The sequence below is a fragment of the Streptomyces sp. NPDC006733 genome (genome assembly GCF_040636125.1).
Taxonomy (GTDB): Bacteria; Actinomycetota; Actinomycetes; order Streptomycetales; family Streptomycetaceae; genus Actinacidiphila.
The window spans coordinates 62,077-78,501 of sequence record NZ_JBEYJD010000027.1 but is presented as its reverse complement, the minus strand read 5'-3'; the positions used below and the strand labels follow the sequence as shown (position 1 = coordinate 78,501).

13 protein-coding genes and 3 pseudogenes are annotated in these 16,425 nt (G+C 65.8%); 10 read left to right on the top strand and 6 right to left on the bottom strand.

Annotated elements, in window-relative coordinates; translation table 11 throughout:
• Positions 1-10: 10 nt before the first annotated feature.
• The 3 genes from ABZ721_RS23860 to ABZ721_RS23850 all read right to left on the bottom strand — a co-directional run bounded on the left by ABZ721_RS23860 (position 11) and on the right by ABZ721_RS23850 (position 3,481).
• Positions 11-451, bottom strand: coding sequence for a hypothetical protein (locus tag ABZ721_RS23860; protein WP_358790706.1), 441 nt, complete (start codon positions 449-451; stop codon positions 11-13).
• Positions 452-1,184: 733 nt separating this feature from the next.
• Positions 1,185-2,645 (bottom strand): NADH-ubiquinone oxidoreductase-F iron-sulfur binding region domain-containing protein, encoded by a 1,461-nt coding sequence (locus tag ABZ721_RS23855; RefSeq protein WP_358790705.1) that lies wholly within the window; start codon positions 2,643-2,645, stop codon positions 1,185-1,187.
• Positions 2,642-3,481, bottom strand: coding sequence for a hypothetical protein (locus ABZ721_RS23850; protein ID WP_358790704.1), 840 nt, complete (start codon positions 3,479-3,481; stop codon positions 2,642-2,644). The genes ABZ721_RS23855 and ABZ721_RS23850 overlap by 4 nt, the downstream gene beginning before the upstream one ends.
• Positions 3,482-4,083: 602 nt before the next feature.
• On the opposite strand from ABZ721_RS23850, the gene ABZ721_RS23845 reads away from it, so the two are divergent.
• From ABZ721_RS23845 to ABZ721_RS23815, 7 genes are all read left to right on the top strand, one after another.
• On the top strand, positions 4,084-4,878 hold the full coding sequence (locus ABZ721_RS23845; protein WP_358790703.1) for a helix-turn-helix domain-containing protein: 795 nt from the start codon (positions 4,084-4,086) through the stop codon (positions 4,876-4,878).
• Positions 4,879-5,213: 335 nt separating this feature from the next.
• Positions 5,214-5,624 (top strand): WhiB family transcriptional regulator, encoded by a 411-nt coding sequence (locus ABZ721_RS23840; protein ID WP_358790702.1) that lies wholly within the window; start codon positions 5,214-5,216, stop codon positions 5,622-5,624.
• A 460-nt stretch (positions 5,625-6,084) separates the two neighbouring features.
• Complete coding sequence (locus ABZ721_RS23835) at positions 6,085-6,771, top strand: DUF4142 domain-containing protein (RefSeq protein ID WP_358790701.1); 687 nt, start codon at positions 6,085-6,087, stop codon at positions 6,769-6,771.
• A 28-nt stretch (positions 6,772-6,799) separates the two neighbouring features.
• Positions 6,800-8,179: a DUF1996 domain-containing protein gene (locus ABZ721_RS23830; RefSeq protein WP_358790700.1), complete on the top strand. Its 1,380-nt coding sequence runs from the start codon at positions 6,800-6,802 to the stop codon at positions 8,177-8,179.
• A 248-nt stretch (positions 8,180-8,427) separates the two neighbouring features.
• Positions 8,428-9,399, top strand: coding sequence for an SCO0930 family lipoprotein (locus ABZ721_RS23825; protein ID WP_358790699.1), 972 nt, complete (start codon positions 8,428-8,430; stop codon positions 9,397-9,399).
• 399 nt (positions 9,400-9,798) lie between these two features.
• The gene (locus ABZ721_RS23820; RefSeq protein ID WP_358790698.1) at positions 9,799-10,227 is read left to right on the top strand and encodes a hypothetical protein; all 429 of its coding nucleotides are present in this window, start codon (positions 9,799-9,801) and stop codon (positions 10,225-10,227) included.
• A gap of 443 nt (positions 10,228-10,670) precedes the next feature.
• On the top strand, positions 10,671-11,534 hold the full coding sequence (locus ABZ721_RS23815) for a hypothetical protein (protein WP_358790697.1): 864 nt from the start codon (positions 10,671-10,673) through the stop codon (positions 11,532-11,534).
• Positions 11,535-11,757: 223 nt separating this feature from the next.
• On the opposite strand, the pseudogene ABZ721_RS23810 reads toward ABZ721_RS23815, so the two are convergent.
• Both ABZ721_RS23810 and ABZ721_RS23805 read right to left on the bottom strand, forming a co-directional pair.
• Positions 11,758-12,018 (bottom strand): annotated as a pseudogene (locus tag ABZ721_RS23810) (leucine zipper domain-containing protein); the annotation flags it as partial.
• Between the two features lie 89 nt (positions 12,019-12,107).
• Positions 12,108-13,106 carry a tyrosine-type recombinase/integrase gene (locus ABZ721_RS23805; protein ID WP_358790696.1) on the bottom strand — a complete coding sequence of 333 codons (999 nt, stop codon included), beginning with the start codon at positions 13,104-13,106 and terminating at the stop codon, positions 12,108-12,110.
• Between the two features lie 31 nt (positions 13,107-13,137).
• Between ABZ721_RS23805 and ABZ721_RS23800 the strand changes: the two are divergent.
• Positions 13,138-13,966: pseudogene (locus ABZ721_RS23800) on the top strand (IS5 family transposase).
• Between the two features lie 13 nt (positions 13,967-13,979).
• On the opposite strand, the gene ABZ721_RS23795 reads toward ABZ721_RS23800, so the two are convergent.
• Positions 13,980-14,183 carry a hypothetical protein gene (locus ABZ721_RS23795; RefSeq protein WP_358790695.1) on the bottom strand — a complete coding sequence of 68 codons (204 nt, stop codon included), beginning with the start codon at positions 14,181-14,183 and terminating at the stop codon, positions 13,980-13,982.
• Positions 14,184-14,724: 541 nt separating this feature from the next.
• Between ABZ721_RS23795 and ABZ721_RS23790 the strand changes: the two are divergent.
• Positions 14,725-14,892: pseudogene (locus ABZ721_RS23790) on the top strand (DUF5988 family protein); the annotation flags it as partial.
• Between the two features lie 167 nt (positions 14,893-15,059).
• Positions 15,060-16,418, top strand: a complete 1,359-nt coding sequence (locus ABZ721_RS23785) for an acyltransferase domain-containing protein (RefSeq protein ID WP_358790694.1) — start codon at positions 15,060-15,062, stop codon at positions 16,416-16,418.
• Positions 16,419-16,425: the final 7 nt, after the last annotated feature.

Genomic DNA, 16,425 nt, shown 5'->3' with positions numbered 1-16,425 from the left:
CGCGGTCGCATTACCCGGCGTCGTGGACCGCAGGGTGCTGCGGTGCCCTGACCTGCTCCAGCGATGAAAAAATTTCAGCCCCATTAGCTGGGGCGCCAATAAAGAAGGACGAAGCGAAGGCCGAGGTTCCCTCCTGATGCAGTCGGCCGTGCACACTGCTGAGCAGATCCGGGCTGACCTGCTGGGCCGCTATGTTGCCGCCCAGTTGCTCATCCGCTGATAGCCGTTCGGCCTCTGCCTCCACGAACGAGCTGGCGTAGACACGGGGACCCACGGTGTAGCGGAAGTTGTGCTGGGCGCAGGCATTCCACACTGCGTCGGATAGCACCGCACCCGGGAGCATCGTGCAGCCGTTCGAGTAGAAGCTGCGTTTTAACGCAAGGCTGCGCTTGTCATCAGATGGGTTGCTCTGCACCAGGTTGCGCAGTTCGATGAAGCTCGCATTGTCCATGTTGGCGATTCGAGCGTAGAGCTCCCTGGTGAAGGTCGCTTGCAGTCCGTTGGCAGGTCCTTCAGTCCTCATTGGCGGTGTCTCCTGATCTAGGGCGGAATATTTTGCCGACGAAGGGGGTCGGCGCCTGTGCGATTGAAACTAGATCAGTCTTGCCGCAGGCGGCCATTATTTTGCGGAATGTGACTGGCCCGGCTCGGTGATCTGAACGCAGCGACCAGGCGGGCCCGGTGCGGGTGACTCGGTGCGGTGCGGTGCACGGACCGTTCGGAGCCAGAGGACAAGGCAGTCATATCGAAGCAACCTCGAAACGTCGAGGGCAGTTAGACCGTCTGACGGTGTGGTGGGGGGCAAAACCCGCTGTGCCCTGGGACGCCGGCAGGCCCGACAAAGCGCGCCTCTGCCGCGACCAGGGAGCGGAACTGCCACAGAGGAACAAAGGGAGCCGTCGGCATTCTCACCTAGGTGGGCAGGGCATGAGGAGGGATCTATGGGTGACCTTGTCTATCGATTGGCCAGAGTCTGCGGCGATGTCCGGGTAAAGACCCTGGTGCGCGGCACAGCTGCCGTCCCGCTCCTCAAGGGGGTCCTGGACGGACAATCCGGCCGCGCTCACCCTGTTGTTGCCCACCTCCAGATGGGCGCCCGGGCGACGGACGAAGACGGGGGCTGGAAGCGTGGGTGTCGACCCAGGCGGATTCGGGGCGCCCAACCGTCGCTTCGCACCCTTTGGTCATGCTTCGATGCGCAGGGCGAGGGCGGGGCACCGGCGCACCGCCCTCAGCCCCTGTACGTGCTGGCTTTCGGGCAGGCGCATTTGCGCGGAGGCGGGGTAACCGTCCGCCCCGAGTTGCACGACGTCGGGGAGCATGTGCGCGCACAATCCGTGTCCGGCGCAGAGCGTCCAGTCGACCAGCAGTCGCTCGAACTGGTCGCTGGAACCCGGGACGTCATCACCCAGCGGTAGTACACCCAGCACCGCCCTGCCACAACCCAGGCCGTAGCGGTGGTCCTTGAGATCGTCGGGGAATGCCGTAAGCGCGGAGGTGATAAAGCGCGCGGTACCGTCCGGGTGGCTACACGCACCGCGACCGCGGACCGAGTCGAGCAAGTCGCGCACCTTGTTCATGGCGTCGGTCCTGCTGCCTTCGACGACGCGGGCCAGTGCGCTGGCCAGGGCTGGCAGTCCTCGCACACATGGTCCGCACTGTCCTGCCGATTCTTCGGCCATCCAGCGGGCCACTCGCACGACCTCGCCGAGAGGGCAGGTGTCCAGGGGCAACGGGAGGATCGCGCCGGCACCGAGCGACCCGCCGAAAATGGTCAGCGATTCCCGAGAGATCAGTGCGGCTCGAGCGGCACCGGGGGCCAACCACCCGCCGTGGTAACCGCCGACCAGGACGCCCTGGCCCGGGTCCGTGCCGCACATTTGCAGAATGTCGGCAACCGGCACTCCTGTGGGGGTCTCCACGACCCAGGACCCCGCGACAGTCAGCAGTGTGGTGCCGGGCTCCGAGGGGAGCCCGGCCTCCCGGTAGGACAGGGCACCCATCCGTGCCGCGACGGCGAGCTGGGCGAATGTCTCCGTGTTGGACAGCAGGGTCGGCATGCCCCGCAGTCCGCTGTCGCTCGTCCGTACTTTGCGTCCCGGGGGGAGCGCGGTCCCTGTGTTCAGCCCGTTGGTCAGCGCGGTTCCCTCACCGGTGACGAAGCGCTCGGGCAGGAGCTCCACACGGATACTGGGCCAGCCCGGTCCGCGTTCTGCTATCGCCGCGCTCACCGAGCGTTCAAGTTCCGTCCTGGTAACGCCGACCACGATCTCCTCGGCCCCCAGGGCGTCCGCTGCCAACAGCGCACCATCAAGGACCAGGTGGGGGGCGCGCGACAGCAGAGTGGCGTCCTTCAGGCAGGTGGGCTCTCCCTCACTGCCATTGACCACGACGGCGGCGCGCCCGCCGCGACGGGCGGACGAGTCGATGACCGCTTTCAACTTGCGGGCGAAGGGAAACCCAGCCCCGCCCCGCCCGCACAGGTTGACGTTCTCCGCCAACGCGATGAGTTCCTCCGGCCGGACCTCTGGCAGTGCGCCATGGACGGCCAGGTGCTCCACACGGTCCAAGCGTTCGGCCTCTCCCAGTCCCGACAGCAGCCGGGCGGGACCGACGGCGAAGAGGCCAACGGACTTTCGCGTCACAGCACCCGTTCCTTGCTGTTGAGGCGGACCGTATGGCCCGGCGTCGCCTGCGGAGTGCGGACCCGGGTAGGCCGCAGTGGCTGCACGGGCGAGGGTAGCTGCGCGGAGGTCCGACGCTGGCTGTCAGACGGGACGCTGACAGCTCGCAATACGAGGGCCGCGCCCACGCCGACCACGCTCAGCAAATAGGCAGCCGTAACCCAACCGGCAGCTGGCCGGCCGGCCTTGAGCCCATGGATGAGCGAAGCCCCCCAGGCAATGTAGGCGAACATGTGCAAGGCGCGCCACCAGCCCACTCGCCCCGAAGAGACGAAGGAACTGCGCAGCGCTCCGGTCACCGTTGAGACCAAAAACAGGTACATGGCGAGAGTCCCCAGCCCGACCAGTCCGGGTTGCTTGGGGTCAGTGAACGGCACCACGGCCGCAGTCACGGTGGTTCGTGTACCCGTGACCTTGACCCAGATGTGCAGGGCGAGGAAACCGAGACCAGCAACCACCGCCCCCCGGTGGATGGCCTGCGCGAGCAAGCGTTGCTTCGGATCGAGAATCAGACGGTCCGTGGCAGACAGGCCCCACAGGACAGCGGCCGTCAGCGAGACAAGGGAAAGAACACCGGCGGCGAAGTCCACAACAGCGCGGGCCGGCACGATGGCCAGAAGGAAGACGCCGGCGAACGCCGCGGCGGCTATGGCGCCACCTCGCAGCGCGCGGCGTTCGACGACCGAGGCGAGGGCAGGGATCGGCGGACCGGGCTGGCGAGCTGAGTTCGAGCCGGGGACGGCACGGTGCCTCCTTCCTCGCGGTGGGGTGGGATTGGGCCGGTAGTTCCGAGGCATGGCGGGCAGAGCCTTCCGTGTGTTCGCTAGATCGGGCATACGCAGCGCAGTGAGGCTTCAGGCAACGCCGTAGCTCAACTGGGCTGGCGGAGCGGTCGTACGGTGAGTTCGGTTCGGCACGAGGTCCTGAGTGGTGGTCGACGCAGCATGGCTGCCGGACGGTACCGCTCCTGCTCCGCCTGGTCCGACTAACTACGACACGATCGTTGAAGGGGGTAGCTGACCGAGAGGAAATGGCGAGAAGTGATAGATCTGACCGTCCGCGTGCGTCAGGGAGATGGCAGCCGTGCGATCCCGCGTGAACCGCAGTCATTGCGGAAGGTAAAGAATCAGCAAAGCCCCGGGTTGAACAGGGGGTACGCGTGTCTTAAGAACCACCTGGCTACTTTTCTGTGCACCTGATGGCGACCCTCAGATGCGCGCATCCCCGGAACGAGTGAGTCGAGATGATGGTCAGCAAAGTCAAACCAGCTTCACCGAGGTCCGCTTACCCGCTCAGTAACCGCTGGCTGCGCGGAGACCCGATTGCCGACCCTGGCGGTACGGACGACCCAGGCGCCCCGGTAGGCAAGAGTTCCCCCACTGACACCTGCGACCCCGCAATGCCCACCGCTGCAGTGAGTCCGATCTGGCATCAGCCACCTGGCGCCGACGATCACACGTCACAGGGTGAATTGGAGCTGCTGGCCCGCCTGATCGGCGAGCCGCCACAAACCGTCCAGGCCGTGGCGTTCCCCGCCCTCTGCGACGACCTTCCGCTACAGATGGCGCAGGCCGGGCTCGTGGATCTGGCCGGCCCTGAACCATTCGTGCTGATCTTCAACCCAGAGCACGACAGCCGGGCACTGGTGGAGCGCCAACTCCGCGGTCGAATAGCTGCGGTAGCCCCAGTTGCCCGATGGGCCGAAGCCGCTACCTCACTAAGGTGGGCGCGAAGCCTGCTGACCCTGAAGACCAGCGGCAGGGTCAAGGGGGAATCCGTGGTCTTCGTCGACGACCACCTGTCGACACTGCTCCTGTTCCAGGACGAGACCCTGGCCCGCCAGCACGTCAGCCAGCGCCTCCAACCACTCGACCACCTCACACCTCGACAGCGCCAGCGCCTGGAGCAAACGTTGGCCGCGTGGCTCAGCGCAGGAAGCGCGACTGACGCGGCCAAGGCGCTCCGGGTGCACCCGCAGACGGTGCGGTACCGCCTGCGACGGCTGGAAGCCCTCTTTGGCCCGGCCCTGAGGGATCCACGCACCCGCGTCGACCTGGAGATCGCGCTACACAATCGTCGCCTGATGGGGCCGGAGCACCGGGACCAAGAAACCAGCCGTGCCCGTCGAAGTCGACGAAGTCAACTCAGTACCCCGAATACCGGCCCGGAAGCGCGCCGCGTCAACGGACTGTGAGACCAACGCGGACCATGGAAGCGTCGCAGTGGCAGCGATGCTTCACCCGCAGCCCCGCGGATGTGAGCGCAGCCGCATCCCTGCGCACCAACCCATTGGCCCGGCCACCCGGTCGTCGGCAGGTGGGGACACGAAGCCCGAGCCGCAGGCACCTTCGCGGCACCAGCACGACCAGGCCCTGAAGCCCGATCTGTCTGACCACGCTCGTACTGAATCCCAAGGCCACTTCGCTCTGGTAGATCGTCAGGAACAGCCAGTGAGCCGACAGACGTCGAATCCCTCAGGGCTGGACCCCGCTCAGTTGGGTCCGCACCGCGCTGCACTCACGAATCTGCATGGATGAGCAAGCGCTTCCGATGACCTCCGGAGGAGCCCACATGACCCACGACCAGCAGTTTTGTTCCACGCAATCCGACACGCCGCTGCAGGATCCCGTGGCACTTCTGCTTCTCAGTCCCCCAAGCCGCGTCCTGCGCGGAGCGGCTTGTGCGAAGCCTGGTGTCAACCCGGACGACTTCTTCCCGCCCGTCGATAGTCAGGGCCGCCGAGACCCAACACGGAAAGAACAGACGGCCAAGAGGTTCTGCGTGGCCTGCCCGGTCCGTCGAAGCTGCTTGGTCGCCGCACTCCAACGTAGAGAGCCCTACGGGATCTTCGGTGGCCTCACCGCATCCGAACGCAACCGTCTCAGGGAGGTCCAACCGACGGATCTCCCTCGCGACGGAGCTGATTCCGACCCGAGCTAGGCCCCCGGGTGTGCAGGCAAGGGTTGGAGATACTTGCGACCGGTGCGGAGCTCTCACCCACGCCTCACGACACGCCGACGGCAACAACCGCGCTGGCGTCACGCTCGCTGCGCTCCTCCAACCCCCACGTCACGGATCGCTGGCATCCAAGGTCTGGCTGTCACCATCTGGCCGATACGGCCGAACACAGCGTGCACCAGAACCGAGGGTCGGCCGCCGGCGAGCGGTGGCTCGCGCGCACCCGACAAGGTTGCCTCGCAGTTCCAGACCGACTCCGGATGGTGTCGCGATCTCCGCGAGCCCTTGAGCCCAAATTTCTATCCATTAACGATGGCTAGTGGCCAGCCTCATCCAACATGGATAGCGTGCAGTAACCCCTAGCGAGACCGTCCTCACCGTAGTCAGGCACCCCGTTTCGCACGGGTGCAATTCTTCTGGCAAGCAGCAAGGAGTACCAGTCGTGGCACCCGCGAGGCGAATTGCGGCCGACGGACGCGCCGGACCACGCTTCAAACTCGGCACCAGCTTTCTCGTCGGAGCCGTGGCGATGACCCTGCTGGCCTTCTTGGTACCGGTGTTGGTCACCAGCACGAAGACCTTCGGACCGCCCGGAACCCCGGTCGCTGACGACGGCCTCGGCATAGTGAGCACGAACTTCGGACCATTGACTCCACTCGACCGAGAGTTCGTCAGAAAGGTTCGGCTGGCCGGGCTTTGGGAACTGCCCGCAGGAATGGGGGCCCAGCAGCGTGCGAAACAGGACTCAGTGCGCGAGGTCGGTGACCACCTTGTCATGGGGCACAACGAACTCAACAAGATGGACATCGCGACGGCCCAAGAGCTCGGCATCGAGCTTCCCACCAAGCCAAGCGAGCAACAGCAAGGCTGGCTGGACCAAATAGACGCTGCGCGGGGGGACGCCTACGAGAGGGTGCTCGTCAACCTGCTTCGCCGAGCCCACGGGACGGTGTTCGCGCTGGTGGCACAAGTACGGGCGCAGACGCAAAATTCGAAGGTCCGCGCCCTGGCGACCCGCGCCAACACAGTCGTCCTCGACCATATTTCGGTACTCGAGGCCACGGGGCTCGTCGACTTCGACGCGCTCGCCGACAGCATATCCGTGAAGCCTGTCGCACGGATTACGTGACTCTAGAACGACGAAGAGAAGTGATGTCATGAGTCGTAACGGCCACAAACGCTCCCTTCGCTCGCGCAGGACCATCTTGGCGATCGCCGCGGCCCTCACGGGATTCGGCGGGATCGCTGTAATCGCCGTCAACGCATCAGCCGGCAGCGGGTCACGTGCGTTCGACAATAACCAGTCAGCCGATGCCACCGTCGTGTGCCCCGACGTGGGAAACCGGCTTCGTGATGTTCCCACGCGGGCTCAGTCGGACGTGAACCGCGCCCTCGGGGAACTCGACACCCAAGTGGCGACTGCGTACCAGAAGCTCACGTCAGGAGCCGTGGACCAACAAGCCCTGATCAGTGACCTGCAACAGCAGCGCCAGGGGACCATCGACCGCATCGCCAACGCGATCGGTCCGGCCTCCACAAAACGATCCGGGCTTGGTGCGCTGAGCCAATGCACCATCAGGCAGGCTGCCGGAAACAACGGCCAGAACGCGATTCGCAACGCCAAGGGCGGTGCTGGCAACGCACCCGTGCCTCCGAATGCGGGTCTGTCCGCCGCTGATTTCGTCGACATCACGACCGTCGCACCGAACGTCCCCCAACGTCGCAAGACCCCGGGTGCGTCGACCGGAACCTTTACTTCCGAGTGCGGGCACAATCAGAACGGCCATCTCAACCCGGACAACGTGATCGTCGCGCCGGGCGTCAGCAACGGCGCGCACCATATGCACGACTACGTGGGGAATGTGTCCACGGACGCTTTCTCGGTCAACAGTTCCCTCGCCGCCGCCGGAACGACCTGCGTCAACCAGGACCAGTCCACCTACTACTGGCCGGTGACCCGGCTCCTCGGCAGCGGGAACGAACGAGACGCCGGCGCGCCGGGCGGCGGACAGGACCTCAACGTCGGCTCGATACTCGAGCCTGCGGACGTCACGCTCACGTTCACCGGAAGTCCGGTCGGCAAGGTGACCGCGATGCCCCGCTTCATGCGGATTATTACCGGCGACGCGAAGGCCTTCACCAGCGGGCCTGCAGACGCCAACGCCTCCTGGAGCTGTACCGGCTTCGAAAACCGCCAGCTCACGGACAAATACCCCTTGTGCCCGCAAAATTCCGACGTGGTAAGGACGTTCAATTTCCAAAGCTGTTGGGACGGCCGGAATATCGACAGTGCCAACCACAGGACGCACGTTGATTTTGCGCTCCCCAACGGCGCCTGCCCTCGTGGACTCGCCGCTATACCCGAACTCGAAATGCGGCTGGTCTACGACGTCCCTGGCGGAGCTCTGTTCGCCGTGGACAGCTTCCCGGAACAGTTGCACAAACCCGTCACCGACCACGGAGACTTCATCAACGTCATGACAGACGGATTGATGAACAAAGCCGTGCGATGCATCAACTCCGGCCAGAAGTGCTGATCGTGTCGATCAGGACGAAATCTCCCTCGCGGTAAGCGGTCCGCATCGACAAGACCTCTCTGGGCGGGCCTCCCCCCGTCCCGCGTCGCCCAGAGGAGGGCGGTGGCCCCAGAAGCATCCCCGCTGGGGCCACCGCAGCAAAAAGGCGTTCACGAACGCGTGCGGCCACGGTCGGCTGTCACGCAATACGCAATCTTAGTCGCCGGCCAGATCAAGACCGGAGAATTCGAAACGAAAGAGGTATCGCGATGAACGGAAAGCGTGCAGTTCTTTCAGGGCTGGTCGCTTCGGCCTTTCTGCTGACGACGGCATGCGCTGGAGGTGGTAGCGACGACGTCAAGGTCGCGAGTGCGGGAAGCAGTAAGGATGCCGGGTATGGATCGGAGTACGTTCCGAATTCCACGGCATCTGGAAGCGGACCGAATTCCGCAAGTTCCACCAAGGGCCCAGAGGCCTCCATCGCAGAGGTCAATGAGCTGTCCGCGAAGAATGACCCGAACCAGGGAACCTTCGTTACGGATGGTGAAGGATTCACTCTCTACCGTTTCGACAAGGATTCCCCTAAGCCGCCTGCATCCAACTGCAACGGCGCGTGCGCAGAAACGTGGCCAGCCGTCCGGGCGGAGGAAGTGCTGGCCGGCAAGGGCATCGACAAGTCCCTTCTGGGTGCGGTAGAGCGCTCGGATGGAACCCGTCAGCTGACACTGGCCGGCTGGCCCGTATACCGCTATTCCAAGGACAAGAAGGCCGGAGACACTAACGGCAAGGGGGTGCCGAACTGGAGCCCAATCGCGCCTGACGGGAAGAAGGCCAAGAAAGAGGCACCCGCTGAGAAGGACACGACTGTCGTCGTGGCCGCGGCCGCACTGGTCATCGTGGACAACGCCGATCTCGGCAAGATCTTTCAAGATGCCTTCTCCCGCACGCTCTACCGGTTCGACAAGGACAGCGCCTGGCCGATGAAGATCGGCTGCCTCGACGCCTGCCTGAAGACATGGACACCCGCCAAGCCCGTCGACGCGAAGAAGCTGCGCGGAATCTCACCAAAGCTGATAGGCACCGTGACCCGACCCGACGGTACCAAGCAACTGTCCATCAACTGCTGGCCGGTCTACACCTTCGCGGGGGACAAGAAGGCCGGTGACATCAATGGCCAGGGCAAGCAGGGCCTGTGGTTCGCAGTCACCGACAGCGGCAAGAAGGCCGCCGCAGGCCGCTAAAGCCGACCCTCCACGCACGGGCGTCCGGCCTCTGATCCCGCGGACTGATATGCGTTCTGATGAACTGCCGTGTGACGGACAACCGTGACGGACTGCCGAGCGTAGTGCCGCGGGACCGGCTCGGGAGCAAGTAGAAGCACGCAGGCCAGTCTTGCTTCGCCAGCCCCGGTTGCACCGCGTCGGAGCCTCCGTCCTCGGTTGGGTCGCAGCAAGGATCCAGGCTCCCCGCTTCGGAACCCCGGTCACTTGTTTCCAACTCTCGCTGCGAACCACATTCCGCGGGCGGCCGAATTGGGTTGCGAGGTGGCCTTGCTGACCTCGGACCGTACCGGGTCCGCCTCGAAACCTGAAAGTCCGCCCAGCGAGGAAGCAGTGGGACACTCGAGCAGTAAGGTCATCATGCCGACACTTCAGGGTCGCATCGGATACGTCCGGGTAATTCTCGCCGCCTCGCTGTGTGGCGTCCTCCTCAGCGGCTGCGACCAGGCGCCGACGGGGACCCACACAGCACATACCGAAGCAGCAGCAGCCCAAACCGAGTCCATAGAGACGATTGCCGCGGTGGTCGGCTGTAGGCCCGAAATCAGTGTGACCGCCGATGAATTGCGTACGGGATCGTGCAAGGCATCCCAAGGCGAGTTCCGCATGGCCACCTTCACCGCCGACGAGGGGCAGCGTGCCTGGCTGATCCAAGCCCGCGAGTATGGAGGCAACTACCTCGTGGGAATGCGATGGGTCGTCGTCTCCGAGAAGCTGGACGTCCTACGCGCCTTGCGTACCAAGCTCGGCGGAACTCTTGAGGCCGGGGACCAACACGCTGAGCACTGATCGCTTCGCTGGCCTCTGCGCCACCCGGTCTGGCCGACTTTCGGCGACTCAGCCCGTCAAGGACCCTCGGCTGAGAGACGATACGCGTGAGCACAGATGCGTCAGGCTCGTCATACAGCCCGCGAACTCCCCACCCGTGGCGGTCGGGATCGGCGCCCGATCACCGGGACGCTCGGTTCTCGGGGGTGTTGAAGGTCCAGGGCGTTCGACTCTGCCCGCCGGTGGGGTTCGGAGCTGACGTCCGCGCCAGCAAAAGTGGCTGCCGCATAGGCGGAGGACGGTTCCTCCGTATGTGGCCCTCCGGGGGTGCGGCGGACCGACTTTCGGAATGTATTCAGGCCGGGGCTGAGAGGGTCGGGCGGTGCGCGACGTACTGCTGCATGGCGACACCTCGCACCTGAACAAGGCGACGCCTCGTATCCGCCCGACTAGAGAGACCGAACGTGGAAAAGTCCGAATTCCTGACCGATCTGGATGGCGCAGGCATTAAAAGGCACGTGACGAAGAAACTTCCGGAGGTCACTCTGGCCTTCTGGGTCATGAAGATTGCGGCGACCACCCTCGGCGAAACGGCCGGTGACCTCTTCGCCCAGACCCTCAAACTTGGCTACTTCCTCAGCACCATTGCCCTGTTCCTGATCTTCGTGGTTACGCTTTCCGCACAGCTCTGCTCCAAGCACTACAACCCGTTTTTCTACTGGACGGTTATCCTGTCCACCAGCACGGTCGGCACCACGATGTCCGACTTCATGAACCGGGACGCCAGCGCCAAGTTCCTCACCGACGGCGCGTCGACGCTCGGCTGGGGGCCGCAGGGCCTGGGGCTGGGCTACCCCATCGGTGCCGCGATCCTGATTTCGCTGTTGATCGCCATCTTCACCGCCTGGAAGTGCAGCGGGCTGACTTTCTCCATCCGCGACATCGTCACCTTCCGTGCAGAGGCCCTCTTCTGGTCGGCGATCCTCGTCTCGAACACCCTCGGTACCTCGATGGGCGATTTCCTGTCCGACAGCTCCGGACTCGGTTACGCCGGTGGTGCCCTTCTCGTCGCGGGCATGCTCGCCGTCCTCGTCGCTCTGATGCGGGTGCCCGCCGTACCGAACGTACTGCTGTTCTGGATCGCCTTCGTTCTCACCCGCCCCCTCGGGGCCACCGCCGGCGACTTCCTTACCAAGCCCCTTGCCAAGGGCGGCCTCGACCTCGGCACGGCGGGGTCCTCCGCCGTGCTCCTCGCGATTCTCATCGGCCTCGTGGGATACGCCCAGGTGCGGGAGAGCAGGAACACCGTCCTGCGGGAAGTGGTGTGACCGACGCTTCCTGCGCGCATCCGGCGGCGAACCCACGCTGGGGCGCTTTCCCTCCTCCCGGCTCACCCGGGCACTCGCCCGGACTCTGTGTGAGATGGGCCTTGGCCCCGGATGTTGAACACGTCTATGCGGTTTGGGTCAAGGTAGTTGCTGCTGGTCGGAGGGCGTTCTCGTAGGCGATTGGGGACCGCTGGCCAAGACGGGGGTGTCGGCGGCGGGTGTTGTATCGGGTCAGCCAACGGACCTTCATGATCCGCCGTTCGGTGGGGGTGGCGGTCCGGCGGGGGTTGTGGTGCGGGCGCGACGAGCGGTCGGTCATGCCGACCTCTCCGCACTCGCGATAGCGGGTGACTCAGCGCTGGGCGGTGGTGGGCGAGACCTGGAATCGCTCCGCGGCCCGCCGCAGTGGCCAGCCGTCGTCGACGACACAGCGGGCCAGACGCAGGCATCCCAGTTCGGTCAGCGGTGCATTGCGGTGGGGCATGAGAGCCTTCTGTTCGTTCGGTGGAGATGTCGCAATCCACACCGAACCCTGAAGGCCCTCACTCGTTCAAGATCCCCCGAAGGTGATCATCACCACTGTTCATAACCTCCCGGGACAGAACAGCTAGTGACTCCGTGGGGGCAGGTCAGGGTGCCGCAGGAGCCGCAGGCCGTCCTAGCCGACCTGCAGGACATACTCGAGCACAGCTTCCTGCCCCGAGAAAACCGGTCGTAGCGAACCGGCCGGCCATAGCGTTCGGCCCAGCCTTGTGTCATGAACGGGGAAATGCAGTCATTGGCGTGCAGGGCCAGCGCGTCCAGGGCCAGCCGCAGGGTCTCGGCAACAAGCTGTAAGGAAGCTGATATCCGTGGGCAAACTAACCCACGGGTAACTCTACTGGCGCTTACGGCGGGCTGCGGGTCGCGTTCGGCGACGTGCCGGGCGACGGCGTCGACGCCGGACCGTGCGTACCGCTCCAGGGAGCGGACGGAGGCGTGGCGGGAGCGGGCGAGCAGCATCGGCGTGGACGTGCCGTCCTCGGCGTCGCGTGTCAGAGCGCTGTGGCGGATCCGATTGAGCGTCCATCCCTCCAGAGTGTCGGTCTCCTTGGGGGCGGCGAGGGGGTTGGTCAGGAGCCGGGTGCTCTCCTCGAAGATTTCTTCGGCTCGCCGGTAGGACAGGCGGTTTCGCTCCGTCTCCGGCCACACGTCCAGCGTCGGCGTTCCGGCCGGGGCCTTGCGTTCGGTGAAGAAGAGCGGGCCGTGGCGGCGTCCGGCGATGAGGCGGGGCAGGAGCTGGAGGGTGCCGGACTGCCAGTGAATCCACTCGGTCGCGCCGCCCTTGGCGGTGATCCTGCCGCGCTTGTCCTGCGGGTACAGGTCTTCCACATTGAGGCACAGCGTCTCGTCGGTCCGGGCGGCGGTCTCGTGGAGCATCTTCCACTGCGTCTTCTCCCGCAGGGCGACGTCCAGGCGCCACAGGGCGGCGATCTGGTTCTCCGCCAGCGCCCTGGTCCGGTTCGGCGCAGCCGGCCGCCGCTCGATACCGATCGTGGGATCGCCTGCGATCGCCCTAGGCGGTGTCTTCAAAAGATCTTGAGTAGTGCATCATGGTCGGGTGATACGTCGCCATGAACTGTCCGATGCCGAGTGGGAGTTCGTCCGTCCGCTGCTGTCCGTGTCGTTGCGCGGCAGGAGACGGGTGGACGACCGCACGGTGCTCAATGGCATTGTGTGGAAGTTCCGCACCGGCACGGCCTGGCGGGACGTGCCCGAGCGGTACGGGCCGTGGGCCACGCTGCACACCCGGTTCCGCCGGTGGGCGTTGGACGGCACGTTCGAGCGGATGCTGCAGGCCGCGTAGGCGAGGGCGGACGCGAACGACGATATCGACTGGCTGGTGTCGGTCGATTCGACCATGGTCCGCGCCCACCAGCATGCCGCCGGGGCGCGAAAAGGGGGCTCCGCGACCCCGGCCTCGGACGCTCCCGAGGCCGCCTGACCAGCAAGATCCACCTGGCGTGCGATGCGGCGGGCTGGCCGCTGGCCTTCGCGATCACGGGCGGCAATACCAACGACTGCACTCAGTTCACCGCCGTGATGGAGGCGATCCGGGTGCCGCGGATCGGACCGGGGCGCCCGCGGGTGCGGCCCGACCATGTTCTGGGCGACAAGGGCTACAGCTCGAAGGCGATCCGGGACTGGCTGCGGCGGCACGACATCGGCCACACCATCCCCGAACGCGCCGATCAGATCGCCAACCGCCTGCGGCGCGGGCGCCGTGGTGGCCGCCCGCCGGCCTTCGATCCAGAGCTCTACAAGCACCGCAACGTCGTCAACGCTGTTTCAATCGTCTGAAGCAGTGGCGCGGCCTGGCCACCCGCTACGAGAAGACCGCCGAGTCCTACCAGGCCGCCGTCACGCTCGCATCACTCCTGATGTGGGCGTGACATTTGAAGACTCCTAGCCCCGCCACCAACTGATCGCCTTGCGGGCGATGGACAGCTCCCGGTTGACAGTGTCGGAGTCCATCGCGTCCGCTCGCGCCGCCGCCAGCTCGGCCAGCATCTGAGGCAGCGCCGGGTCGTCGATCGCGGCGACGGGGAAGACGGGCGGCGTCGCGCGCCGGCGGGCGGGCCCGGTCGGCGCGCTTTCGCCGGTGAGCATCCACCCCCATGTCGTCAGCGAGATCCGGTAGATCCGTGCGGAGGACTTCGCGATGCCGGCGCCGGTGAGGTACCGCTCGACCGCCGCGGCGTACGACGCGGCGGGGCGGACAGGGCACCACCCGGGCGCACGGGAGCCGGATGGCGCCCCCGCTCCCGATTTCGGTCGCTGGTTCGATCGCCATATCCGCCCCGCCTCCCGCGCACTGCCGCAGTAAATGCGTGCACCTCGCCTCCGCTGCCGGAGGGTTCCGCTGCAGGTCGCGATGATCACGGCTGGGGTCCGCCGCGGTAAATCCGGAGTTTTCCGCGACGGCTGGGCTTCAGGAGAGAGCTGGGGCGCGATAGCCGATGCGCCCCCGGGTGTGCTCCCGTGCGCCCGGTGGGCGCGTGCATTTGATGGATGTGCGTCCCGATTGAAGGGGAGGTACCAGTCGTGTCGCTGAATCCGCAGGTTGTGCCGGTTGGAGGTGATGAACGCGACATCTAAGGTGAAGCCGGTCGCCGAGCATCTGGTGGTGCTGATGTGAGGTCCGCCGGAGCTACCGCGTCTGCACCGGACACCTGACAGCACCGCTGACGCTTCGCGGGTCGTGGTGGCCTATTACGGGCGGCACCAGCGCTTCGAGGGCACCGGTGAGACGGAGATGGTGGAGGGGCAACGGGTGCCGGTCTTCCAGTTCAGCGACAGCACGGCCATCGCCGAGTAGCCAGCTCCGGTGGAGGCGGCGGGGCAGTACCCGGACACTGCCGCGGGTGCTTCGCCTGACGCCACCACGACGAGTCATCTGCGTCGCCACCCGTTCCCGACTCTTTGTCTGCTGCCTCGGGAACGGGTGGGGCCGCAGGCCCAGACCACTTCGGATTAAGGGTTCGCATGACCAAGCAAGCGTGGATGTTCACCAGTCCTGGGGCGCATCTCACCGGTGCGTTGCGCTCCCTGGTCGACCAGAATGCTGCGTACCGGACCATCCTGAAAACAGTGGACGAGGTGGCAGGCGACTACGGATGGGAGGCTGTCTCCCCGCGGCTCCTGGGAGCCGCTCCCGAGGACTTGGATCAGCGTCCGGAGCATCTGTGGCTGGGTTTCTACGCCACGTCGCTGGTGCTCACGCGGGCTTTGAGCGAGTCGGGAGCCGAGGCCGACATCATGTTCGGGCACAGCAGCGGGGAGATCACGGCCCTCGTCGCCACAGGCTCGATCGGTGAGGCCGACGGTGCCCGGCTGCTGTGCGAGCGCTACCGCGCGGTCACCCAGGCGGAGGTGCCCGACGGTGCGATGCTCGCGGTCAACGCGTCGGTGCGGCGGGTAACCGCCATGATCGAGTTGGTCGACGAGGGGTCCCTCACGGTCGCCGTCGACAACGGTCCGCGTCAGATTGTCGTATCCGGCCGCGTCTGCGCCGTGGAGACTTGCCAGCGGCTGGCCGACTCCGTCGGGGTCCGCGTCACCCGGCTGGGTATCCCCGGCGCCTATCACAATCCGATGTTCTGGGCCGCCTCCCGCCGGTTCGCCGAGGCCACCGCAGATATCCCCGTGCACTCCCCCGGCCGTCCGGTCTACTCGCCGCAGCTGCGGCGTCATCTGCACACCGCCGACGACGTGCGTGAGCTGATCGCAGGCCTGCTGGTTCTGCCGGTCATGTTCCGGGAGACGCTCAGCCGTCTGTACGCCGACGGGGCGGAGACGTTCGTTGAGGTCGGGGCCGGCCAGGTGCTGAGCGACTTGGTGTCCGAGAACCTGCCTGCCGCTGCACGTGCCGTCCCCTTATTGCCCGGACGCGCGGCCGCCCAGGCACTGCCCGCACTGCTTGCTTCCCTGGCCAGACCTGAGGCGGCCCCGTTTCCATCCCTTCGGGCCTCCTCCACTTTGCCGCCGGCCGCGGCACGCCAGTCCGAGCCCGTCCTGCCCGCGCCTGTCCCTGGTCCGGTGGCGGCGCGATCTGCAGCTCTGGAGGCCACTGCCTCCCCGGCCGCGCTTCCGTCGCGCGGCGAGCTCGTCATCCAGGTGCGCCAGGTGTTCGCGGACATCGTTCAGTATCCCGTCGACGTGGTCGAGCCTGATGCTGATCTGGAAGCCGAGCTCGGGGTGTCATCCCTGAAGAAGACGCAAGCAATAGTGCGCCTACTGGACCAGTTCAACCTCCCCACCCCAACCGCCGACCGGCAGACCTTCTCCTGCCGAACTGTCGAGCAGGTCGCCGAGCTGCTCGAGCAACTCGCGGCCGACGATTGAGGGCGCT

What these genes read in the sequence shown, in the direction of transcription:
- ABZ721_RS23860 (WP_358790706.1), bottom strand. Translation starts at nt 451, where the DNA reads ATGGACAATGCGAGCTTCATCGAACTGCGCAACCTGGTGCAGAGCAAC.
- ABZ721_RS23850 (WP_358790704.1), bottom strand. Translation starts at nt 3,481, where the DNA reads ATGCCTCGGAACTACCGGCCCAATCCCACCCCACCGCGAGGAAGGAGG.
- ABZ721_RS23845 (WP_358790703.1), top strand. Translation starts at nt 4,084, where the DNA reads ATGCCCACCGCTGCAGTGAGTCCGATCTGGCATCAGCCACCTGGCGCC.
- ABZ721_RS23840 (WP_358790702.1), top strand. Translation starts at nt 5,214, where the DNA reads ATGGATGAGCAAGCGCTTCCGATGACCTCCGGAGGAGCCCACATGACC.
- ABZ721_RS23830 (WP_358790700.1), top strand. Translation starts at nt 6,800, where the DNA reads ATGAGTCGTAACGGCCACAAACGCTCCCTTCGCTCGCGCAGGACCATC.
- ABZ721_RS23825 (WP_358790699.1), top strand. Translation starts at nt 8,428, where the DNA reads ATGAACGGAAAGCGTGCAGTTCTTTCAGGGCTGGTCGCTTCGGCCTTT.
- ABZ721_RS23820 (WP_358790698.1), top strand. Translation starts at nt 9,799, where the DNA reads ATGCCGACACTTCAGGGTCGCATCGGATACGTCCGGGTAATTCTCGCC.
- ABZ721_RS23795 (WP_358790695.1), bottom strand. Translation starts at nt 14,183, where the DNA reads ATGCTCACCGGCGAAAGCGCGCCGACCGGGCCCGCCCGCCGGCGCGCG.
- ABZ721_RS23785 (WP_358790694.1), top strand. Translation starts at nt 15,060, where the DNA reads ATGACCAAGCAAGCGTGGATGTTCACCAGTCCTGGGGCGCATCTCACC.